Here is a 21,807-nt window from a genome sequence, read left to right on the forward strand (position 1 = left end):
CTGCCCATTTTCATTTCGGACCGGGATTGTTTTCACGCAAAGGACCCGTGGCAGTGCTTGTAGCGCTTGCCGGAGCCGCAGGGGCAGGGGTCGTTGCGGGCGACCTTGCCCCAGGTCTTGGGGTTCTTGGGGTCGAAGCCGGCCGCTGTCACGGTGGCGTTGCGGGCCAGCGTCAGGGCGGCCTGCGACAGCTCGTCCTCGCCGGTGACGGGGTCGATGTGGTGGGCGGCCATCGTTGGCAGCTCGTCCTCGCCGGGCAGCTCCATCAGCCCGGAGGGATCGCGCATCTGCACCTCGACGCGCATCAATTGCGCGGTGACGTTCTCGCGCAGCTGGTTGATCATGCTTTCGAAAAGATTGTAGCCCTCGGTCTTGTATTCGTTGAGCGGGTCGCGCTGGCCGTAGCCGCGCAGGTGGATGACCTGGCGCAGCTGCTCCACTGTGATGATGTGGTCGCGCCACAGCTGGTCCAGCGTGCGCAGCAGGAAGGTCTTCTCGACCTGGCCCATGATGTCCTGGCCGTAGCGGCCGCGCTTTTCGGCATAGTGCTGGCCGGCGGCCTTGGTCACGCGCTCGAGGATCTCCTCCTCGGCAATGCCCTCTTCCTTGGCCCAGGCGGCCACGGGGAAATCGATGCCCACCACTTCGAGCAGGCGCTCGCGCAGGCCGTCGGCGTCCCACTGCTCGGCATAGGTATTGGGCGGTATGTGCTTGTGGACGAGGTCCTCGATCGTGTGGTGGCGCATGTCGTCGACGGTCGCGGCCACCTCCTCGCCCTTCATGATGCTGATGCGCTGGTCGAAGATCACCTTGCGCTGGTCGTTCATCACATTGTCGAACTTCAAGAGGTTCTTTCGGATATCGAAGTTGCGCGCCTCGACCTTCTGCTGCGCCTTTTCCAGCGCCTTGTTGATCCACGGATGGACGATGGCCTCTCCCTCCTTCAGCCCTGAGATGGTGAGCATCGAATTCAGCCGCTCGGAGCCGAAGATGCGCATCAGATCGTCCTCGAGGGACAGATAGAACAGCGACCGGCCGGGATCTCCCTGGCGGCCGGAACGGCCGCGCAGCTGGTTGTCGATGCGGCGGCTCTCGTGGCGCTCGGTGCCGATGACGAAGAGGCCGCCAGCTTCCAGCACCTTCTGCCTGTTGGCCTCGATCTCCTGCCTGATGGCGGCGATGCGCTGGTCGCGCTCGGGGCCCGGCGGCAGTTCGGCCAGTTCGGTCGCGACCCGCATGTCGAGGTTGCCGCCCAGCTTTATGTCGGTGCCGCGGCCGGCCATGTTGGTGGCGATGGTGACAGCACCGGGAACGCCGGCCTGCGCCACGATCGCTGCTTCCTGCTCATGGTAGCGCGCGTTCAGCACGTTGTGGGGCACGTTGCGCCGCTTCATCATCTCGGAGAGCAACTCGGACTTTTCGATCGAGGTGGTGCCCACCAGCACGGGCTGGCCGTTGGCGCGGGCCTCCTCGATGGTGTCGATGATCGCCCCGTACTTTTCCTTCGCCGTGCGGAACACCTGGTCGTCCTCGTCCCTGCGGGCGACAGGCACGTTGGTCGGGATGTCGAGCACGTCGAGGCTGTAGATGTCCATGAACTCCTCGGCCTCGGTCAGTGCCGTGCCGGTCATGCCGGCGAGCCTGGCATAGAGGCGGAAGTAGTTCTGGAAGGTGATCGAGGCGAGAGTGACGTTTTCCGGCTGGATCGCCACGCGTTCCTTGGCCTCCAGCGCCTGGTGCAGGCCTTCGGAGTAGCGGCGGCCCGGCATCATGCGGCCGGTAAACTCGTCGATGATGACGATCTGACCATCTTTGACGATGTAGTCCTTGTCGCGCTGGAACAGCTTGTGGGCCCTCAGCGCCTGCTGCACGTGGTGCACGATGGTCACGTTCTCGGCGTCATAGAGGTTGGTGCCGCGGAGAAGGCCGGCGCCCCCCAGCGCCTGCTCCAGGTGCTCGTTGCCCTGCTCGGTGAGCGTCACCGAGCGCTGCTTCTCGTCGAGATCGTAGTCTTGCGCGGTGAGCGCGGGGATGAACTGGTTCACTGCGTTGTAGAGGTCCGACTTGTCGTCGACGGGCCCCGAAATGATAAGCGGCGTCCTCGCCTCGTCGATGAGGATCGAGTCCACTTCGTCGACAATGGCATAGTTGTGCCCGCGCTGGACCATCTCATCGAGGTGGTATTTCATGTTGTCGCGCAGGTAGTCGAAGCCCAGCTCGTTGTTGGTGGCGTAGGTCACGTCGCAGGCATAGGCCTGGCGGCGCTCTTCGTCGGAGAGGCCATGCACGATTACGCCCGTGCTGAGGCCGAGGAAGCCATAGATCTGGCTCATCCAGCCGGCGTCGCGCTTAGCGAGGTAGTCGTTGACGGTGACGACGTGCACGCCCTTGCCTGCCAGCGCGTTGAGATAAACGGGAAGCGTGGCGACGAGGGTCTTGCCTTCGCCCGTCTTCATTTCCGCGATGCGGCCCTCATGCAGCACCATGCCGCCGATCAGCTGCACGTCGAAATGGCGCTGGCCCAGCGTGCGCTTGGCGGCCTCGCGTACCGTCGCGAAGGCGGGCACCAGCAGGCCGTCGAGGTCCTTGCCGCCCGCCAGCTGCTCCCTGAACTTGGCGGTGCGGGCCTTCAGCTCCTCGTCGGACAGTGCGGCAAGCTCGGGCTCCAAGGCGTTGATCGCGTCTACCCGGCCACGGTATTTGGCGATCTGGCGCTCATTGCTGGAACCGAAAATCCTAGCGGCGATGCCGCGCAATCCGAACATTGATTCGTATCCTTCAGGAGGGGGCGGTCCGCCCCCGGGTCGAGGCGCTTTCTAGTCAAGTTGCCGGGCCGGAGCAATGCGCCGCCCCCGGGAAAATCGCGCCGCCCGGCAGATGGGACCAAGCCTCCGCAATTTCAATGTGTTGCATAGGCGCAACAGGGGTTTCATCTGTGGCCCGGCCACTTGCCAGCAACCGCCAACCCGACCAATGTGCGCTCAAATTGCGGCGGCCCGGACGGAACGGCGCCGGGGGCTTATTCTTGCCTTCTTTGAGGGACATGGAGCGGCACCCGCCCGATGGCATCCGGGGCGGTCAATGGCCTCTTGAACGGTGGACTTGAATGTCTTTTTTCCGAAATTTACTAACCTCTTGCGCGGCAGCCGCGCTGCTGGGCCTCTGTGTCGCCATGCCGGCCCTGGCACAGGAGGACGCAGCGCCAAAGGATGACAAGGTCATCGCCATTGTCAACGGCCACGAGATCCGGGTGTCGGAAGTTCAGATGGCCACCGACGACATCATCGGCCAGCTGCCGGACATGCCGCCGAAGCTGCGCTACCCCTTCGTGGTGGAATACCTGATCGAGCGCCACCTGCTTGCCCAGTATGCCGTGCAGGAAGGCATCGCGGAGACCGAGGAATACAAGCGCCGCCTCGCCCTCTACCAGGCCAAAGCCCTGCGTGACGCCTATTTCTTTCAGAAGATCCGCCCGATGGTGACGGAGGACATGATCCGCAAGGCCTATGACGAGGAGGCCGCCAAGCTCCAGCAGACGGAGCGGGTGCGCGCCCGCATGATCCTGGTGGCCAGCGAGAAGGAAGCCCAGGATATCGAGAAGATGCTGGCCGACGGCCAGAAGTTCGAGGACCTCGCCAAGAAGTACAGCCTTGACGGTTCGAAAGATTATGGCGGCGACCTCGGCTATTTCACCGCCGCCGAAATGGTGCCGGAATTCTCCAAGGCCACCTTCGCGCTCAAGGTGGGCGAAACCTCGCAGCCGGTGAAGACCGATTTCGGCTGGCACATCATCCGCCTCGAGGACAGGAAGCAGGGTGCGGCCCAGCCCTATGACCAAGTGAAGCAGGCCATCCGCAATGTGCTGCTGCGCCAAAAGGTCGGCGAGGTCATGGCCAAGATCCGCGAGAAATCGAAGGTCGAAATCCTTGACGATGACCTGAAGAAATATGCCGAGGAGGCCGCCAAGGCCGCCAAGAACTTCCAGGAGAACAAGCCGGCGCTGGACGAGTCCGGCGGCGCTGCTCCTGCCGCAGGCGGCGATGCCATGGGCGGCGACAATGCCGCGGGCGATGCCGCGTCCGGCAAGGGTGACCTGCAGATCCAGACTCCGCAATAAGTCACGTGACCATATCCACGCCGATCTGAGGGAGCTCGTCATGGCGCAGCAAGGGGCGGTTCAAGGCGCACATCAGGTTTCGCCGCTGGCGCCGGCGGATTTTCCTGATCTGCCGCCCATCGCCGGCGTGACGCTGGCGGCGGCCGAAACCGGGATACGCTACAAGAACAGGCCTGACGTGCTGCTGGCCGTCATGGAACCGGGCACTGCCGTGGCGGGCTGTTTCACTCGCTCCAAGTCGCGCTCGGCCCCGGTCGACTGGTGCGCCGTCAGCCTCGCTGGCGGCACGGCGCGTGCCGTGGTCGTCAATGCCGGCAACGCCAATGCCTTCACCGGCAAGGCAGGCGTTGCCACCGTCACGGCGGTGGCCAAGGCGGCGGCCAAGCAGTTGGGCTGCAAGCCGCATGAGATCTTCCAGTCCTCGACCGGCGTCATCGGCGAGCCGCTGGCCCCCGGTTTCATCACCGATGCGCTGCCGCAGCTCGTGGCGGCTGCGAAGCCCGACCAGTGGGCCATGGCCGCCAGGGCCATCATGACCACCGACACCTTCCCCAAGGCGGCCACTGCAAAGGTGAAGCTTGGCGTCAAGACCGTCACCATCAACGGCATCGCCAAGGGCTCGGGCATGATCGCGCCGGACATGGCGACCATGCTGGTCTTCCTCTTCACCGATGCCGCCATTCCCGCCAAGGCGCTGCAGAAGTTGCTGTCGAAGGCAGTGGACAAGAGCTTCAACTGTATCACGGTCGATGGCGACACTTCGACGTCCGACACTGTGCTGCTCTTCGCAACCGGCCATGCCGGCAACGCCATCAAGGGTCTCAAGGCCGGCGGCGGCGAACTCAAGGCCTTCGCTAGGGCGCTGAATGGCCTCTGCATGGACCTCGCCCACCAGGTGGCGAAGGACGGCGAAGGGGCGGAGAAGTTCATAGAGATCGCCATTACCGGCGCTGAGAACGACAAGGCCGCGCACAGGATCGCCATGTCGATCGCCAATTCGCCGCTGGTGAAGACGGCAGTGGCCGGCGAGGACGCCAACTGGGGCCGCGTCGTCATGGCTATCGGCAAGGCTGGCGAGAAGGCGGTCCGCGACAAGCTGAGGATCAGGATCGGCGGCATCACGGTGGCGAAGAACGGCATGCGCGATCCCGCCTACAAGGAAGCGGAGATCATGCCGCACATGAAGGGCCGCCATATCGTGATCGAGGCGGATGTGGGCGTCGCCAGGGGCAAGGCCCGGGTCTGGACGTGCGACCTCACGCATCGCTACATCGACATCAACGGCTCCTACCGCAGCTAGCATGAAGATCGTCCTCGTCGCCGCCGTGGCGCTGGTCGACAAGGAAGGCCGCGTGCTCCTCTCCCAGCGGCCCATGGGCAAGCAGCTCGGCGGCTTGTGGGAATTTCCCGGCGGCAAGGTGGAGCTAAGCGAGCGGCCGGAAGCTGCATTGATTCGTGAGCTGAAGGAAGAGCTCGGCATCGACGTGGCCGAATCCTGCCTGGCGCCGTTGACCTTCGCCAGCCACGCCTATGAGGACTTCCACCTGCTCATGCCGCTCTATGTCTGCCGCCGCTGGAAGGGCCAGGTGGTGGGGGCGGAGGGCCAGGCCATCGCCTGGGTGCGGCCGCAAAAGCTGAAGGACTATCCCATGCCGCCGGCGGACATTCCGCTGATCCCGCATCTGGCGGATCTGCTGTAGCCACGAGTCCTTCTCCTGTTTGCGAAGGGATTGGAGAAGGACTCGCTGGTCAACGCAGCTTCTTCTCATCCACCTTCAGCGCATCGGCCAGGCGTGCCTTGGCACTTCCGGGCTTCAATGGCTGCTGCTGGCTCTCATGCGGGGCCCAGCCGGTGAGCCAGGCAATTTCGATGGTGGCGCGCACGCGGTCGTCGGGGTCGGCGAAATTCTGCTGGTAGTGGTTGATGGCCGCACCCATCAGCCTGCGGCTCACGGGAACACGCGAGCGGCCCACGAGATTATTGGAGAGACCCAGCTCGCGGATTTCATGGATCAGCGCCACGGCATCGGAATAGCGCACCATTGTGCGGTCGAGGTCGGCAACGGGCAACGCCAGGCCCGCGCGCTGGAGGAGTGCCCCCAGCTCGCGCACGTCGATCATCGGGGCGACGCGGGGCGTGACGCCGCCGGAGATGGCCACCTCCGCCGCGAGCCAGGACTGGCGGAGTTCGGTGAGCGTATCTCCCGCGAAAAGGCAGACGAGCAGCAGCCCGTCAGGCTTCAGCGCATGGCGCATCTGGATCAGCGCGCCCGGCACATCGTTGAAGGTCTGGAGATCGAGGACGCTGAACACGGCGTCGAACTGTTCTTGCGGCAAACCAAGACGATCGCCGGATGAGGGCAGGCGCATCTCCACCTCCTTCACCTGTCCGCCTTCCTTCAGGCGCCCGGCAATGGCCTCGGGCTCCGCCGCAATCAGCAGCACCCGCTCGAAGCGGCGGTTGACGAAGGCCACGCGCTCCACCAGCTCCTCGGCAATTGTGCGCGTCAGGATGTTTGGCTCAGGGCCGCGCCGGCGCGCGGCGCGAGTGGCGGCGAGCGCGCGGTCGAAGAGGTGAGGGGCTCCCGCCATCAGCCGGCGAGCTCGCGGCGGATCAGATCATAAGTGGCGCGGTCGGGGGCGGAAACGATGCCGCCCTCGTGCTTCGTGGCGTCATAGGGCGTACCGTCGAGCAGCGCCGAGAAGCCGCCGGCTTCCTGGTGGATCAGCACGCCTGCCGCATGATCCCAGGGCATCAGCGTGTAGTGCAGCGAGAAGTGAACGAGGCCGTCGGCGATCAGGCGGTACTCATAGGCGGCGCAGCGATAGTTGAAGCAGGCCTTGGTCTTGGCGAGGTTCGCCACCGTGCGCGAGCGCTGCGGCTCCGGCATCAGGTACCAGGAGGAGAGGCCCGTCATCTCCGACAGCGTGCCGGGCTTGGCCACCGCCAAGTCACGGGTGCGGCCGGTTGCGCTCTCGGCCCAGGCGCCCGCGCCCTTCAGTCCCTTGCGCCAGTCGCGGCCGACCGGGTCATAGATCAGCCCCGCCACCGTCTCGCCCTTGGCCGCCACGGCGGCCATCACGCCGAACAGCGGCAGGCCCCAGGCGAAGTTGGACGTGCCATCGACGGGATCGACGATGATCGCAAGGTCTGCGCCGCCGATCCTCGCGAGCAGCCCCTTGTCGCGCGCCACCGATTCCTCGCCCACGAACAGGGCCTGCGGGAAGGCCTTTGCGCAGAGGTCGCGGATGCGCCACTCGCCCTGCTCGTCGGCGTCGGTCACGAGGTCCAGCGCACCGGTCTTCTCGCGGATGCCGCCATCCTCAAGGCTCCTGAAGCGCGGCATGATCTCGGCCTCGGCGGCGTCGGCCAGAATGGCGGCAAGGCGGTCGAGATCGGCGCGGGAGAAGGACATGGGGGTGAGGCTCCAAGGATGGGTTTGCGCCGCTGTTAGACCAATCGCGCAAGGGAATCCACGGGTCCGGCGTCCCATGCTAACGTGGCGCGATGGAGATTGCGGTTTCCCACCTCCCAGCCCGCCTCTGGCGGGGTTTCGTCGATCTGGTGACTCCCAGCCTGTGCCTCTCCTGCGGCACGCCGGTGGGCGAGCCCGCGAGCCTTTGCGCCGCTTGCTGGGGCAAGCTGAAGCTGCTGGAGGAGCCGGTCTGCGATGTGCTGGGCACGCCCTTCGCCTATGACCAGGGCGAGGGCGCATTGTCCGGCGCCGCTCTGGCGGACCCGCCCGCCTGGGAGCGTTCGCGCGCTGCCGTGCTGTTCGAGGACGAGGCGGCGAAACTCGTCCACGCGCTGAAATACCGGGACAGGCCTGAGGCGGGCCTGCTCATGGCCCGCCTGACGGCGCGGGCAGGGCGCAGGCTCCTCGCCCAGTCGGACGTGATGCTGCCCGTGCCGCTGCACTGGCTGCGGCTGTGGCGGCGGCGTTTCAACCAGTCTGCCCTGCTGGCGCAGCGCGTGTCCGCCCTCGCGGGCACGCCGTGGCGGCCTGACGTGCTGGTCCGGGCCCGGTCCACCCGCGCCCAGGTGGGTCTCGACCAGGAGGCGCGGCGCAGAAACGTGCGCAATGCCTTCACGGTGAGGCCTGACCGCCTCGCCGAGGTGGCTGGCAGGTCCGTGCTGCTGGTCGACGACGTGCGCACCACGGGGGCCACGGCCGAGGCCTGCGCCCTGGCGCTGAAGAAGGCGGGTGCAAAGCAGGTCAACTTGCTGACCTTCGCCCTTGTCCAGCTTCCGGCGAAGCCTCATACTTGAGAGACCATGCAGAAAGTCACGATCTACACCACGCCCTATTGCCCCTACTGCCACGCCGCCAAGACGCTGCTGAAAAAGAAGGGTGTCGCATTCGAGGAGATCGACGTGCAGGACCGCGGCCTGCGCCAGCAGATGATGCTGCGCGCCAATGGCCGCCACACCGTGCCGCAGATCTTCATCGGCGAAACCCATGTCGGCGGCTCCGACGACATCCACGAGCTCGACCGGCGCGGCCAGCTGGACCCGCTGCTGAACGCCCGGTGAGCCTGGCCCCTCCGATCCGCGCCGCCCTTATCCAGTTGCGCTCGGGCGCCGTTATGACCCGGAACGTGGCGGAGGCTTCCGCGCTCATTCGCGAGGCGGCAGGGCAGGGGGCCAATTTTATCTCGACGCCCGAGATGACCAATATCCTCGAGCCAGACCGGCCGCGCCTCAAGTCGCTCGCGCGCGTGGAGGCGGAGGATGCGAGCGTCATGGCCTTTTCCGGGCTGGCGCGGGAGCTGGGCTTGTGGCTCAACATTGGCTCGCTGGCCCTGAAGGGGCCGGGTGAGAAGCTCCTCAATCGCTCCCTCCTGTTTGCGCCCGATGGGTCGATCGCCGCGCGCTATGACAAGATACACCTCTTCGACGTCGATCTGCCGACGGGCGAGAGCCTTCGCGAGTCCCATGCCTATGACGGTGGCAAGGAAGCGGTGCTGGTGGAGACGCCGCTCGGCGCCATCGGCCTCACCATCTGCTACGACATGCGCTTTCCCCATCTCTACCGGGCGCTCGCCCAGGCGGGGGCGAAGCTTTTCGCCGTGCCGTCCGCCTTCACCGTGCCGACGGGCCAGGCGCACTGGCATGTGCTGCTCCGGGCGCGCGCCATCGAAACGGGAAGCTTCGTGCTGGCAGCCGCACAGGGCGGCAGGCACCAGTCCGGGCGCGAGACCTATGGCCACTCGCTCATCGTCTCGCCCTGGGGCGAGGTGCTGGCGGAGGCCGGGACCGACCCCGGCATCGTGATCGCCGACATCGACCTCGCGCAGGTGGATCTCGCGCGGGTCCGCATCCCGGCGTTGCAGAATGACCGGGCGATTGGCTTAACGGTCTTGAAACCCGGCCGCGCGATCGTTACTTGACCGCCATGATCCACTATGACCTCATATGCGATAAGGGCCATGCCTTCGATGGCTGGTTCCGCAACAGCGCCGCCTATGACGAGCAGTCGGGCCGCGGTCTTGTGGCTTGCAGCCACTGCGGTTCGGCGAAGGTCGAGAAGCAGCTGATGGCGCCGGGCATCCCGGTGAAGTCCAACCGCAAGAGCGGGCAGAAGATGGTCTCCGCTCCCGCCGATCCGCGGCTTGCCGAGCTCATGACCATGATGCGCAAGATTCGCCGGCACGTGGAAGAAAATGCCGAGTATGTCGGCGACCGCTTCGCCGAGGAAGCCCGCAAGATTCACTACGAGGAAAGCGATCCGCGCGGCATCTATGGCCAGACCACGCCGGACGAGGCCAAGGCCCTCATCGAGGAAGGCATCGCCGTCCACCCGCTGCCGAGACTGCCGGAAGACGGGAACTGATACCGATAGTCTTCTCCCCCTCAGGAAGCGGGAAAAGACTGAAGGAGGATCTACCCCCGTCCGATATAGGGCATCTTCGTCGCCATCACCGTCACGAACTGCGCGTTGGCCTCGAGTGGCAGCGATGCCATGTAGAGCACCGTTTTCGCCACATTCTCCACATCCATGGTCGGCTCCGGCGCCACCGTGCCATTGGCCTGCGGCATGCCGGTCTTCATCTTCTCGGTCATCTCGGTGCCGGCATTGCCGATGTCGATCTGGCACACCGCGATGTCATACTTGCGGCCATCGAGCGAGCCTGACTTGGTCAGCCCCGTCACCGCATGCTTGGTCGAGGTATAGGGCGCTGAATTGGGCCGCGGCGCATGGGCCGAGATCGAGCCGTTGTTGATGATGCGCCCGCCGCGCGGATTCTGCTCCTTCATCATGCGGAAGGCCTCCTGCATGCAGTAGAACACGCCCGAGAGATTGACGTTCACCACGTTCCGCCACATCTCGATCGACAGGTCCTCGAGCAGGATCGTGCCCGGCGCGCCAGTGCCCGCATTGTTGAAGAGCACGTCGAGGCGTCCGAACTTCGCCTTCGCCGCCGCGAACAGCGCCTTCACGGATTCCGGATCGGAGACATCGGCCGGCACGGCCAGCGCATGTTCGCCGATCTCCTTCGCCACCGCGTTCAGCAGATCGGCGCGGCGGCCGGCCAGCACCACGTGATAGCGTTCCTTGGCGAAGGCAAGCGCCACCGCCTTGCCGATGCCCGAACCCGCACCCGTCACCATCGCAACCTTCATCAATTCCCCCTCAGGTTCTCCCATGCCGCCACGAAATCGCGCGCGGCCTTGCCGGCATCTTGCGGGCTCATGCCCGGCTTGTAAATGTTGGAGCCGATGCCGAAGCCCGCACAGTCCACGCCCGTCACCTAGTCCAGCGTCACGCCGCGCAGGATGGCGACGATACCGCACGCAGCTGCCGCCTGTTCGAACCCGATCATATGATCCCCGCCTTCTTTGCGACGATCGCCAGTCCCTTCACGATGGCTTGCGGGTCGCCATAGCGCACCTTCAGCCCCGCGATTTCGATGGCCTTCACATAGCGCCCGCCGATGCCGGGCGAGGCCAGAACGGCATATTCCGCCTGCCGCGGATTTTCGCGGATGGCATGCGCCACCTCGGTGCCGATTACCTGGCCCGAGAGATAGGACGGGATCGCCTCGGGTTCGAGTTCGCCGAACAGCCCCAGCGAGCGCGCCGAGAAGATGCGGTGGAGGAAGCCCGCCGGATCCTCCAGCGCCGCGCGCACGCCCATGGCGAAGGCCTGCTCGTCATCGGGCCCCGGCTTCATCAGGCGGCCGAGGATGGTATGGTCCTTCAGCGCAGCGAAGACCTCGCCCGTTACATAGGTCGCATAGCGCACCAGCCGGTCGCCTTCCGTGGTAATCCACTTCGAATGCGTGCCCGGCGTCACGAAATGATTAAGCCCCAAGTCGAGCGAGCCGAAGACCTGCACCTCTTCCGAGCGCATCACGTCCGGCATGCCGCCGGGCGCTCTGTAGCTGAGCCCCGTGACAAAGGCGATGCGCCGGCCCGAGGCGGTGGTGTGGCGGTGGAGCGCGTCCGCGAGGTCTGCCGCACTTGCAGGGCAGGGGAGGTAGGGCAGCTCGATCCAGCCCTGGCGCGAGGTGATCATGCCCGCCGCCATGACCGGCTGCGCCACGTCCCAGGCGCCGATGTGCTTCTCCAGCGCCGCTTCGAACGTCCCGTCCTTCACCGCGAGGATGCCCTCGGGTGCGGAGATTGTGTCCCGCACGCGCCCGTCCGCCGCCACGCGATAGGCGCGGAAGGATGTGGTGCCCCAGTCGAGGGCGATGAACTCTGCTGCCATGGCCCTTGCATAACGCGGACCCAGTCCGAATGCACGGCAGAAAGGTCAGGATATCTTGTCGACCGCTGCCGCAATCAGCGGATGAAGCTGCGGCTGCTCGGCTTTCAGCGCCTCGATCAGCGCGCGCTCCGCCTTCGAATAGACGCCGTTGCCCACCAGCTTGCCCGCGAGCCATTCGGCCTCTTCCCCGGTGATCGTTTCCGCCTGCTGCTGGATGGCGGTGCGGCGCTGGTAATACTCTTCCCCGAAATCCGGTTCGCGATAGGCGTTCACCATGCCGCGGAGCGATTTAACCATGTTCTGCATGAATCTGCCGGCACTGACAGAGGTGTCGTCAAGCCAGGCCTCCCGCCGCAGCGCCTCCTCGCGGGTTGGCGGTGCGAAGCCCGAGGCGAACATCAGATGGTTGAGCAGCGCCTTGGCGAAGAGGTCAAGCCAGGCTGGGTCATCCTCCAGCCCGCCGCGCGCATCGTGAATGGAATAAATCACCTCGGCTTCGCTGCGGGTGATGGCGATCGCCTGCTGCCCGCCTGCCGCATGGAGCACCCGGCGCAGCATCTGGACCTCGGCATCCGAAATACGGTTGGCGCGCAACACATGCTCCTCCACCTTGCGTAGCGCGAGAAGGGCGAGGGCATCGGGCGCCGCGATCGCTTTCTCGAGCACGTTGATCACAACCTCGAGCTCGGTTGCCGGGTCCACGCGGCCGTCCTTCATGATGTGCGCCACGAGCCAGCCGACCTTGTCCTCCGTCACATAGCCGCGCGGCTCGGCCTGATGGACGGTGAAGTCGGTGAGCGCCTCGACGAACAGCCGGCGCCAGTCTTCTCCCGGCGCCTCGATCAGCCCATTCACATCGAACAGCCAATTTGCCTCGTCCAGCGAAATCGCGTCATCGGGATAGATGAGCCGGCGGATCGCCAGAACCTCCTCCGCCCCGGCCTGGCGGTTCCGGGCGATACGGGACAGGATGTCGGACAGGTCGGCAGGCATCGGGTCTCCACCAAGTTTGGAACGCGAAAATTACGGAGAAGACATAAACCTTTGGTTAAGTCAAAGTGCCTTCACGCTCCCAGGTTTGTGCGTGGATTTGACCGCCTTCAGCGGGTTGCGCAGCGGCGCGCCGAAGGGAGGCGCGGAAATTTCGAAGACATCGCCATCCCCGGTCTTCACATTGTCGGCGATGGAGAGGGTGGCGGTGCCGAAATAATGGATGTGCAGGTCGCCCGGGCGGCGGAAGCCGTCATATTTGAAATGGTGATATTCGAGGTTGGCCAGGGTGTGGCTCATGTTCTTCTCTCCGGTCAGGAAGGGCTTTTCCCAGATCACCTTGCCACCGCGCAGGATGCGGCTCATGCCTTCGATGGAGCCGGGAATGCCGTCCACCACCATCTCCGGCCCAATGGAGGAATGGCGCAGCTTCGAATGCGCGAGATAGAGATAGTTCTGCCGCTCGGTCACATGGTCCGAATATTCATTGCCCAGCGCGAAGCCCAGCCGCACCGGGCGGCCATTGCCGTCGATCAGGTAGAGCCCGGCGAGTTCCGGTTCCTCGCCGCCATCGAGCGCGAAGGCGGGAAGCGGCAGCGGCTGGCCGGGGCCCACGAGCCAGGAGCCATCGCCTTTGTAGAACCATTCGGGCTGCACGCCCGCTTCCGATTTTAACTTCGGCTTTCCGCCCTCGAGGCCCAGTTTGAACATCTTCAGGCTGTCGGTGAGCTCTTCCTTGGCGCCCGACAGTTTCTTGTGCATGCCGTCGCGCGCGGCCGCCGAGCCCAAGTGCGTGAGGCCCGTGCCGGTGATGATGCAGTGGGCCGGGTCCGGGTGATCGACGGGGGTCAGCACCCGCTTCTCCTTCAGCGCCGCCGCATAGTCCTCGGTCGTGGAGGTGGCGAGCGAGGACGCCATGGCGGAGAGCTTCACGCCCTCGGCAAGCGCCATGCGGGCAAGGTCCAGCGTGGTGGCCGCCTTCTTCAGCAACACGATCCGGTCCGCCGCGACGAGACCCACGCGGCGCTTGCCCTTCTGGTCTGTGATCTGGACGAGGTTCATCGCGGCATCTCCCATCAGCGTATTCTTAATGACGGATAACCTTTCCGCTCAGCCCGCGAAAGCGGGTTTTTCGAAGCCGGTGACTTGCGGGTCGAAGCAGAACAGCCCACCGGTCAGCGGTCGGTCGCGCAGTTCCTCTTCCGGCAGCCCCTGCCGCGACGAGGTGGCATAAAGCGTGTCGAGCTTCGGACCGCCGAAGCAGACATTGGTCACCCGCTTCGCCGGCATTGGCACCACCCGGTCGATGCGGCCCCTGGGGTCGATCCTCAGCACGCAACCGCCTTCCCAGCGCGCACTCCAGATGAAGCCTTGGGCATCCACAGTCGCACCGTCGGGATAACCATAGTCCTTCGTGTCGTTCAGCACCCGGCGGTTGGAGATGGCGCCGGCCGCTTCGTCGAAGTCATAGGCATAGATGATCTGCGCCATCGAGTCGGTGAAGTAGAAGGTCCGTCCGTCGGGCGACCAGCATGGGCCGTTGGACACGCCAACGTCCTTCTCCATCACCGCGACCTTGCCCGTGGCATCGATGCGGAACAGCTTGCCAGTGGAGGCCGTGATTGGCAGGTCTTCGCCCCGGGCCCCGATATTGTTCATCATCGTGCCGAACCAGAAGCGGCCACGCGCATCGCAGGCCCCGTCATTGCCGCGGTTGCCGGGCGTTTCCGGATCGATTTTGCGCCACGGAGTCAGCGCGCCAGTCTCGGGGCTGAAAATTGAAAGCCCGGTGTGAGTGCCCACCAGCACCGTGCCGTCATGGCGCTTGGCCATGGCCGTCACCTTCTCGGTGAACTGCCATTTGCGGTGCGCGCCAGACGCCACGTGCAGGCGGTGGATGGCCGAGGGCTTGATGATGTCGAGCCACCACAAGGTCTGCGTGGCCACGTCCCAGAAGCAGCCTTCGCCCAGCTTGTCCTGGCTCTCCATGAGGCAGGTGACGGGAATTTCAGTGATCTTCATGCGTCTCAGTCCTTTGCGTCGAGGGGCCATGTGTCGGCGATCTTGTAGCCATCGGGCCATGGGTCGTCCGGGTCCAGCATCAGCGTCGACTGCCCGGTGATCCAGGCGCGGCCGGTGATGGTGGGGATGATCGCCGCGTGGTTGCCCACCGTGGTGAGCCCCGCCACCTGGCCCACGAAGCGGCTTTCGATGATGGAGCGGCCGATGTAGCGCTCGCCCTCCTTCAGCAGGCCCTTCGCATGCAGCACCGCCATCAGGGCGGAGCAGCCAGTGCCAGTGGGCGAGCGGTCGATCTTGCCGGGCTTCACCACGCAGGCGTTGCGGCTGGACAAGCAGCCGTCGACGCGCTCCAGCTCGCCCGTCAGGAACGCGAAGGAGAAGTGCCGCCACTCCGGCAGGTCCGGGTGGGTGAAGCCCAGCCGTTCATTCGCCGCCTTCACGATCCTGCGGCCGGTCACGGCAAGCTCGCGCGCCTCGTTGGGTTGGACGCTGAAGCCCAGCGCCCCGGCATCCGCCATCACAAAACTGTCGCCGCCGAAGGCGGTGTCGACGGCGATCGTGCCCAGACCCTCCACCTCCAGCGGCACGGCCAGCCGCTCGGCGAAGGCGGGAACGTTCCTCAGCGTGATCGACTGCGCCTTGCCATTGCGGCACTGCGCCGTCACCTCGATCAGCCCCGCCGGCGCCTCCAGCACCATGCACGTCTCGGGCTCGATCATCGGAATGATGCCGGCATCGAGCAGTACGGTGGCCACACAGATGCAGTTGGAGCCGGACATGGGCGGGGTATCCTCCGGCTCCATGATGATGAAGCCCATCTGGGCCTTGGGGGCCTTGGGCGGCACCAGCAGGTTCACATGGCGGAAGACGCCGCCTCGCGGCTCGTTCAGCACGAAGGCGCGGAGCTTGCCGTCCGCGGCGATGAAGCGGGACTGTTCCCAAACCGTTCTTCCCGGCGGCGGGGCGATGCCGCCGACGATCACGTCGCCCACCTCCCCCTCGGCGTGGCAGCCAATGACCTGAATGGCCGTTGTCGAGCGCAAATCCGCCCTCCCCAAGCGCTTCACGAAGTCGTTATCGACCCCGCCCTTGAACTTGCCGCAATTCGCCATATTTCGCCAGAGCGGCGCCGGGACCCTCTGGCGGGACTTCCAATCCCGTGATGTCGGAGCTGCAAGTGACAACCTTCAACCCGGGTCCGGCTATGGAAGTTTTCCAGACATTCCTTTTTTCCAATTTTCTCGGCACACCGTCTTATTTCTGGCTGATCTTCATCTCGGTGGTCATCGGCCTTCTCATCCTCGATCTTGGTTTTCTCCACAAGGGCCAGAAGGAGATCGAAGCCAAGGAGAGCTTCCTCCTCTATGGTGGCTACATGGCCATTGCCTTCGCCTTCGGCGCGTGGGTGTGGTACGCCCGGGGCAGCCAGTCCGGCTTGGAATTCTTCACCGGCTACCTGATCGAGCAGTCGCTGGCGATGGACAACATATTCGTCATCGCCACGGTGTTTGCGTTCCTCGGCATTCCGCGTCTTTACCAGCACCGGGTGCTATTCTGGGGCATCCTGGGCGTTATCGTGTTCCGCGCCATCCTCATAGGCGTTGGCGCGGCGCTGGTCATGTCCTTCCAGTGGATCCTGTTCCTTTTCGGCGCCTTCCTCGTCTTTACCGGCCTTAAGATGTTCAAGACCTCGAACGAAAAGCCCTCGCTCGAAGACAATTGGATGCTGAAGCTGATCAAGCGGAATTTCCGCGTAACCGACAGGCTGCATGGCGAGAAGTTCACCATCCGCCAAATCGATCCCAAGACCGGCAAGCTGGCGCTGTTTATTACGCCCCTTTTCGTGGCGCTCATCATCGTCGAGTTCGTCGACCTGATCTTCGCGGTGGACTCGGTTCCGGCCATCTTCGCAGTCACACAGGACCCCTTCATCGTCTACACCTCGAACATTTTCGCCATCCTCGGCCTGCGCGCCCTTTACTTTGCGCTCGCCGCGGCCATGCACCGCTTCAAGTACCTCCAGTACTCGCTCGCGGTCATCCTGGTGCTGGTCGGCATTAAGATTTTCCTCGTGCCGCTGGGTGTGAAGATCGACACGGCGATTTCGCTCGCCGTCACCATCGGCGTGCTTGCGAGCGGCATCGGATGGTCGCTGTGGAAGACGCGGAACGACAAGCCGGAGCCAACCCCGGTGGCCGATGCGGCCGAGTAAGGGAGGACCCCCTTGCCTCAACCGCCGGATGCGCTATCAGGGGCCCGTCCAACGGCGGGTCCGCTACCATGAAGAAGCTCGAACATATCATCGAGAACATCATCCTGGCCTCGCGCTGGCTGCTGGTGGTTTTCTACCTCGGCCTCGCTGTGGCGCTGCTGCTCTATGCGATCTCCTTCGCCAAGAAGCTCTGGGAGTTCGTCGAAAAGCTTTTCGTGCTCCAGGAGACGGACACCATCCTCAAGATGCTGGCGCTGATTGACGCTGCGCTGGTTGCGAGCCTTGTCGTGATGGTCATCATCTCGGGCTACGAGAACTTCGTAAGCCGCTTCGATAATGCCGACGGCACGGAAATCTCCTGGCTCGGCAAGGTCGACGCTGCATCGCTCAAAATCAAGGTAGCTTCCACCATCGTGGCGATTTCGTCCATCCACTTGTTGCAGGTCTTCCTCAACGTTCAGCAATACACCGACGGCCAGTTGATGTGGCTCACCCTCATCCACCTCACCTTCGTCATCTCCGCCTTGCTGCTCGCCTACATCGACAAGCTGATGGTCTCGACCAAGAAGAATAAGGGTGAGTAGGGTGGTCTGTTAGACACTTTCCTGTCACGACATCATACGCGGGCTTGTCCCGCGTATCTTTCTTGGACGCCCAAAACGATGCCGGGGCGAGGCCCAGGTTCATCACCCCGCAAAGAAAAGCCACCCCACCACGGCGAACAGGGGCAGCAGGATCGCGCCCGACCACAGCATGTAGCCGAAGAAGCCCGGCATCTTGACGCCTGCGTCGCGGGCAATGGCATAGACCATGAAGTTTGGCGCATTGCCGATGTAGGTGTTGGCGCCCATGAACACCGCACCCGCCGAGATTGCGGCGAGCGTGGTGGCGCCCTCGGTCATCAGGTGCTGCGGATCGCCACCCGCGAGTTCGAAGAACACGAGGTAGGTCGGCGCATTGTCGAGGAAGGACGAGAGGATGCCGGTGATCCAGAAGAAGGCGAGGTTGTGAGGCTCGCCATTGGGCCCCTGCACCAGGTCGACCAGCGGCGCGAAGGCCCCGTTCATGCCGGTCTTCAGCATGGCCAGCACCGGGATGATGGTGATGAAGATGCCGGCGAAGAGCTGCGCCACTTCCTTGATCGGCTCCCAGTCGAACTTGTTCTCCGCCCTGAGGCCCGTGGGCGTGAAGGCCAGCGACAGGCCGGTGATGGCGAGGAAGGCGGCATCGCGCAGCAGGGCGGTGATCGGTTCATGGGTGCCGAAGATCACCACCTCGCCGAGGTCGAGGGAGGCCGAGAGCAGGATGGTGCCGATGATCGCCGCGATCAGCAGGAAGTTGATGCCGCCCACCACATGAACCGGCGCGCCGTCCGGAGTGGGGTCCCTCGGCAGGTGGCCTTTGCGGGCGTATATGACCGAGTCCATGGCGAAGAATACGGCGAGCAGAACGCCGGCGATCAGCAGCGCGGGCAACAGCAGGTGCACGGTGGGCCAGAAGAAGCTCACTCCCCGGAGGAAGCCCAGGAACAGCGGCGGGTCGCCCAGTGGCGTTAGGGCGCCTCCGGCATTGGCCACGAGGAAGATGAAGAACACAAAGACATGCACATTGTGCTTGCGGCCGTCGTTGGCGCGGATCAGCGGCCGGATCAAGATCATCGCCGCGCCCGTGGTGCCGATAATGGAGGCCAGCCCCGCGCCGATCGCCAGAATCGCGGCATTGGTGCCGGGCGAGCCGCGCAGGTTTCCGCGCACCACGATGCCGCCCGCCACGGTGAACAGCGCCAGCAGCAGCAGGATGAAGGGGATGTATTCCGTCAGCGCAGTGTGCACCAGCGCCTCGCCCGCCGTCCCCAGGCTGCGCGTTACCACGATGGGGATCAGCGCGAGAGCCGCCCAGAACGCCGCCACCTTGCCGCGGTGGCGATGCCAGAAGTCATGCGCCACCAGCGGAAAAATTGCGATCGACATCAGCATGCCGAGAAAGGGGATGGCCCACGGCAGGCCCAGCGTGCGGCCGTCCAGGCCCTCAGCCGCGAGGGCGGGTGCGGCGGAAAGCAAGAGGAATACGGCGGCAAGTCCCGCGTGTCCCGGCGTCATCGCGTCCTCAGTCAATGTCCAGCGTTTCGCCCGCATCAGGCACAAGGAAGGATGCGGGGTCAACGGAATGTTGCCTCAGTGCGTCCGTCAGCGCGGCCACCGGCGCGTCAATGGCCTCGTCGGTGAGCTGGATGGTGCCGTGGTGGATGGCGAGGCTGGCGCGCGCGCCGAGCAGTTTGTGGGCCTTCACCGCTTCGTCCGGATTCATGTGCTGCGGATGCATGAACCAGCGCGGCTCATAGGCGCCGATGGGCAGCAGCGACAGGCGCGGCGCGCCGAAACGCTGGCGCACGTCCGCGAATGTCGACCCCGAGCCGAAGCCGGTGTCGGCCGCGAAATAGAGGAAGCCGCCCGGCGTCTCCACCACGAAGGCGCCCCACAATGCGGTGTTGGCATCGAACAGGCCACGCTTCGACCAGTGCAGCGCGGGGGTTAAGTGAACGCGCAAGCCTTTGTGCTCCACCATGCCGCCCCAGCCCAGCTCGTCGATTGTGAAGGCGGGCGAAGCGCTTATCACCCAGCGCGCATTGCCGTGCGGCGTCACCACATGGGCCTGATGGCGCCTTGCGAGGCGGCGCAGCGCCGGAAGGTCCATATGGTCATAGTGATTATGGCTCAGCAGGATCAGGTCGATGGGCGGCAGCGTCTCCGCCTTGAGTGCCGCAGGCCGCACGCGCCTGGGCCCCGCAAAGGGCACCGGGCTCGCCCGTGACGACAGAAAGGGATCGGTCAGGATGTTCAGCCCCCGGGTCTGCAGCAGCACCGTCGAGTGCCCGATCCAGGTGGCCTTGAGCGCGTCACCGTCGACGCGCCGCGGCGGCGGTGGAAAGCTGCGGTTGCGGACGCGCCGGGGCCAACGGGCGCGGTTTCCCACCATCTGCCACTTCAGCACGTCAAGGAACGAGCCCTCTCGGCGGTGGCCCTCGAGCATATAGCGCCGGCCATCATGGACGATCCTCACCACCTCACATCTCCGCGCCGGTCGCCCACAGGATCGGCCCCGGCGAGATCGCGGCATCGCCGGAGAAGGGCCTGTCGTGCTGAACGATGACGAACAGCGTGATGGCGATGGCAAGCGTCAGCACGCCGAGCGCCAGAATCCTCGAGACGGGGGACCGCGCATGCGCGCCCGCGGCAACCAGCAGCAACAACAGGCCGAGGCCGATCACCAGCACCCATTGCCCAGGGCTCACGACGTTCTGCGCCATCGACAGCCGCTCCTGGCGCGCTTCCGACAGCTGGTCCATGGCCGCCAGCATGCGCTGCTGCACAACGCGGTTCTGCTCGCCCTGGGCAAAGCCCTTGATGAGAGCGTCATAGATGCTGCGCAACGCCTGCTCCGCCTTGCCCGAGGCGCCGGTCTCCGCCATCACCGGCCATTCCTCCTTCACTGCCGCGCCGTAGTCGCCGAGCAGTTTGTAGAGCCCGTTGCGCGAGGGCCCCGTCATCGCTTCAATGTAATTCTCCATGATGGCGACGCTGCGCGCCTCGGCGTTGACCGTTGCACGCGCCTTGTCCTCGGTGTTCCACACCGAATTGGCGAGGAAGGTGACGGAGAGGCCGAACACCGTGCCGCAGATGGCGAGGATGGCTGGCGTCACCAACGTAAGATGCTGGCCAAGCTCGCGCAGGCCCGGCAGGAAGAAGATGGTATGCATGGTGGCGGCCGCCAGGCCGGCCACCAGCAACACGGTGGCAAAGATGCCCGCAGGCGGAAGAGAATAGATGAATTCTGGCGGCATCCTTGCGTTCTTTCGCTAGGTCGTGTTGACAAAGTGTCTGCACCAGAGGCGTGCCGAGGCGATGAGAACGAGACCGAGATAGCTTTCTGTTGTCTCGTCATATCGCGTTGCAAGCCTGCGGGAGTTCTTGAGTTTGTTGAAGCAGCGCTCGATCAGGTTCCTGAGTGCGTAGATTGCGCTGTCGACTGCGTCTTGTGCCTTCCGGTTCCGGCGCATTGGAATGACTGGCTTCGCCTCTCTGGCGATCATATCCTCGCGGATGGCATCGCTATCGTAGCCCCTGCCGGCGATCAACGCCTCTTGCTTTGGTCCCGGTTCCAACATCAAGGGCTTATACCCTTTGTAATCCGATGTTTCGCCGCTGGACAAAATGACCGCGATGGGCAGGCCAATAGAATTGGTTCTCAGATTGATTTTGGCCGTCTGGCCGCCTCGCGAGCGCCCAATACTCTCTTGATGAGCCCCCTTGTTGCGCCCGATGCGTGCTGGTGGACGCGGACGATGGTGGAGCCGATCATCTGGACGCTGCTTGGCGCCGTGCCGCTCGCATTCAACGCCTCCGGCATCGCATCCCAAATCCCGGCGACAGACCAGAGGCGGAACTGACGGTAGACGGAACCCCACTTGCCAAACTGCTCGGGTAAATCCCGCCAAGGCGCGCCTGTCCTGGCGATCCAAAACACGCCATCGAGCATCAGTCGATGATCGCCTGGAGGTCGTCCACGCCTCGGTCCCCTCTCGATGGCAAATGGCTCGAAAAACGCCCATTCCTTGTCCGACATCAACCCGCGAACCATCGCTGTTCTCCGCAAAGAACAGCCTTGAATCAGAAATCACATGATTTGTGAATCCAATTTGTCAACACCGCCTAGGCAAGAAGCAATCGTTAGGAACTCCACCAAAGCTGGGC

The 21,807-nt window shown here is 64.5% G+C and carries 23 protein-coding genes; 9 read left to right on the forward strand and 14 right to left on the reverse strand.

Features of this window, described 5'->3' with window-relative positions; all coding sequences use genetic code 11:
* Positions 1-32: 32 nt before the first annotated feature.
* Positions 33-2,765: a preprotein translocase subunit SecA gene (secA, locus tag IOC82_RS04860; protein WP_290545052.1), complete on the reverse strand. Its 2,733-nt coding sequence runs from the start codon at positions 2,763-2,765 to the stop codon at positions 33-35.
* A gap of 341 nt (positions 2,766-3,106) precedes the next feature.
* Between secA and IOC82_RS04865 the strand changes: the two genes are divergently transcribed.
* Genes IOC82_RS04865 through IOC82_RS04875 form a run of 3 tightly spaced genes read left to right on the forward strand, consistent with a single transcriptional unit; the run spans position 3,107 to position 5,817 of the window.
* Positions 3,107-4,117 carry a peptidylprolyl isomerase gene (locus IOC82_RS04865; protein ID WP_290545053.1) on the forward strand — a complete coding sequence of 337 codons (1,011 nt, stop codon included), beginning with the start codon at positions 3,107-3,109 and terminating at the stop codon, positions 4,115-4,117.
* Positions 4,118-4,157: 40 nt separating this feature from the next.
* Positions 4,158-5,417, forward strand: coding sequence for a bifunctional glutamate N-acetyltransferase/amino-acid acetyltransferase ArgJ (argJ, locus tag IOC82_RS04870; protein WP_290545054.1), 1,260 nt, complete (start codon positions 4,158-4,160; stop codon positions 5,415-5,417).
* Position 5,418: 1 nt separating this feature from the next.
* Complete coding sequence (locus IOC82_RS04875; RefSeq protein WP_290545055.1) at positions 5,419-5,817, forward strand: (deoxy)nucleoside triphosphate pyrophosphohydrolase; 399 nt, start codon at positions 5,419-5,421, stop codon at positions 5,815-5,817.
* Positions 5,818-5,866: 49 nt separating this feature from the next.
* Here IOC82_RS04875 and IOC82_RS04880 read toward each other — a convergent pair whose 3' ends face one another.
* Positions 5,867-6,709 carry a methyltransferase domain-containing protein gene (locus tag IOC82_RS04880; RefSeq protein WP_290545056.1) on the reverse strand — a complete coding sequence of 281 codons (843 nt, stop codon included), beginning with the start codon at positions 6,707-6,709 and terminating at the stop codon, positions 5,867-5,869.
* Positions 6,709-7,533 carry an inositol monophosphatase family protein gene (locus IOC82_RS04885; protein WP_290545057.1) on the reverse strand — a complete coding sequence of 275 codons (825 nt, stop codon included), beginning with the start codon at positions 7,531-7,533 and terminating at the stop codon, positions 6,709-6,711. The genes IOC82_RS04880 and IOC82_RS04885 overlap by 1 nt, the downstream gene beginning before the upstream one ends.
* A gap of 149 nt (positions 7,534-7,682) precedes the next feature.
* Here IOC82_RS04885 and IOC82_RS04890 point away from each other — a divergent pair, with 149 nt between their 5' ends.
* From IOC82_RS04890 to IOC82_RS04905, 4 genes are read left to right on the forward strand one after another with little or no spacing between them, the layout of a single operon-like run.
* Positions 7,683-8,387, forward strand: coding sequence for a ComF family protein (locus IOC82_RS04890; protein WP_290545058.1), 705 nt, complete (start codon positions 7,683-7,685; stop codon positions 8,385-8,387).
* A 6-nt stretch (positions 8,388-8,393) separates the two neighbouring features.
* Complete coding sequence (gene grxC, locus IOC82_RS04895; protein WP_290545059.1) at positions 8,394-8,651, forward strand: glutaredoxin 3; 258 nt, start codon at positions 8,394-8,396, stop codon at positions 8,649-8,651.
* Positions 8,648-9,508: a carbon-nitrogen hydrolase family protein gene (locus IOC82_RS04900; RefSeq protein WP_290545060.1), complete on the forward strand. Its 861-nt coding sequence runs from the start codon at positions 8,648-8,650 to the stop codon at positions 9,506-9,508. Before grxC ends, IOC82_RS04900 begins: the two co-directional genes overlap by 4 nt.
* Positions 9,509-9,513: 5 nt before the next feature.
* Positions 9,514-9,951 carry a DUF1178 family protein gene (locus IOC82_RS04905; protein WP_290545092.1) on the forward strand — a complete coding sequence of 146 codons (438 nt, stop codon included), beginning with the start codon at positions 9,514-9,516 and terminating at the stop codon, positions 9,949-9,951.
* A 50-nt stretch (positions 9,952-10,001) separates the two neighbouring features.
* On the opposite strand, the gene IOC82_RS04910 is transcribed toward IOC82_RS04905, so the two are convergent.
* The 7 genes from IOC82_RS04910 to IOC82_RS04940 all read right to left on the reverse strand — a co-directional run bounded on the left by IOC82_RS04910 (position 10,002) and on the right by IOC82_RS04940 (position 15,887).
* Positions 10,002-10,742 (reverse strand): SDR family oxidoreductase, encoded by a 741-nt coding sequence (locus IOC82_RS04910; protein ID WP_290545061.1) that lies wholly within the window; start codon positions 10,740-10,742, stop codon positions 10,002-10,004.
* Positions 10,742-10,870, reverse strand: a complete 129-nt coding sequence (locus IOC82_RS04915; RefSeq protein ID WP_290545062.1) for a hypothetical protein — start codon at positions 10,868-10,870, stop codon at positions 10,742-10,744. Before IOC82_RS04915 ends, IOC82_RS04910 begins: the two co-directional genes overlap by 1 nt.
* Before the next feature lie 68 nt (positions 10,871-10,938).
* The gene (locus tag IOC82_RS04920; protein ID WP_290545063.1) at positions 10,939-11,832 is read right to left on the reverse strand and encodes a 2-dehydro-3-deoxygalactonokinase; all 894 of its coding nucleotides are present in this window, start codon (positions 11,830-11,832) and stop codon (positions 10,939-10,941) included.
* Positions 11,833-11,877: 45 nt separating this feature from the next.
* Positions 11,878-12,825 carry a hypothetical protein gene (locus tag IOC82_RS04925; RefSeq protein ID WP_290545064.1) on the reverse strand — a complete coding sequence of 316 codons (948 nt, stop codon included), beginning with the start codon at positions 12,823-12,825 and terminating at the stop codon, positions 11,878-11,880.
* 60 nt (positions 12,826-12,885) lie between these two features.
* Entirely contained in the window at positions 12,886-13,899 is a 1,014-nt protein-coding gene (araD1, locus tag IOC82_RS04930) for an AraD1 family protein (protein WP_290545065.1), read from the reverse strand.
* Positions 13,900-13,932: 33 nt separating this feature from the next.
* On the reverse strand, positions 13,933-14,844 hold the full coding sequence (locus IOC82_RS04935; RefSeq protein WP_290545066.1) for an SMP-30/gluconolactonase/LRE family protein: 912 nt from the start codon (positions 14,842-14,844) through the stop codon (positions 13,933-13,935).
* Between the two features lie 5 nt (positions 14,845-14,849).
* A complete protein-coding gene (locus IOC82_RS04940; RefSeq protein WP_290545067.1) occupies positions 14,850-15,887 on the reverse strand; it encodes a proline racemase family protein in 1,038 nt (345 codons plus the stop codon).
* Between the two features lie 161 nt (positions 15,888-16,048).
* Between IOC82_RS04940 and IOC82_RS04945 the strand changes: the two genes are divergently transcribed.
* Together IOC82_RS04945 and IOC82_RS04950 are read left to right on the forward strand one after the other, a co-directional pair.
* On the forward strand, positions 16,049-17,056 hold the full coding sequence (locus IOC82_RS04945; RefSeq protein ID WP_290545093.1) for a TerC family protein: 1,008 nt from the start codon (positions 16,049-16,051) through the stop codon (positions 17,054-17,056).
* A gap of 68 nt (positions 17,057-17,124) precedes the next feature.
* The gene (locus IOC82_RS04950; protein WP_290545068.1) at positions 17,125-17,640 is read left to right on the forward strand and encodes a TIGR00645 family protein; all 516 of its coding nucleotides are present in this window, start codon (positions 17,125-17,127) and stop codon (positions 17,638-17,640) included.
* Between the two features lie 102 nt (positions 17,641-17,742).
* On the opposite strand, the gene IOC82_RS04955 is transcribed toward IOC82_RS04950, so the two are convergent.
* The 4 genes from IOC82_RS04955 to IOC82_RS04970 form a co-directional block, all read right to left on the reverse strand.
* Positions 17,743-19,155, reverse strand: coding sequence for a sodium:proton antiporter (locus IOC82_RS04955; RefSeq protein WP_290545069.1), 1,413 nt, complete (start codon positions 19,153-19,155; stop codon positions 17,743-17,745).
* A 7-nt stretch (positions 19,156-19,162) separates the two neighbouring features.
* The gene (locus IOC82_RS04960; protein WP_290545070.1) at positions 19,163-20,119 is read right to left on the reverse strand and encodes an MBL fold metallo-hydrolase; all 957 of its coding nucleotides are present in this window, start codon (positions 20,117-20,119) and stop codon (positions 19,163-19,165) included.
* A 1-nt stretch (position 20,120) separates the two neighbouring features.
* Positions 20,121-20,897: a DUF4239 domain-containing protein gene (locus tag IOC82_RS04965; protein WP_290545071.1), complete on the reverse strand. Its 777-nt coding sequence runs from the start codon at positions 20,895-20,897 to the stop codon at positions 20,121-20,123.
* 15 nt (positions 20,898-20,912) lie between these two features.
* A protein-coding gene (locus IOC82_RS04970) for an IS5 family transposase (RefSeq protein ID WP_290545072.1) occupies positions 20,913-21,694 on the reverse strand; the annotation gives its coding sequence in 2 pieces (ribosomal slippage) (positions 20,913-21,355 and positions 21,355-21,694; 783 coding nt in all).
* Between the last annotated feature and the right edge of the window lie 113 nt (positions 21,695-21,807).

The organism is Aestuariivirga sp. (genome assembly GCF_020252395.1).
Taxonomy (GTDB): domain Bacteria; phylum Pseudomonadota; class Alphaproteobacteria; order Rhizobiales; family Aestuariivirgaceae; genus Aestuariivirga.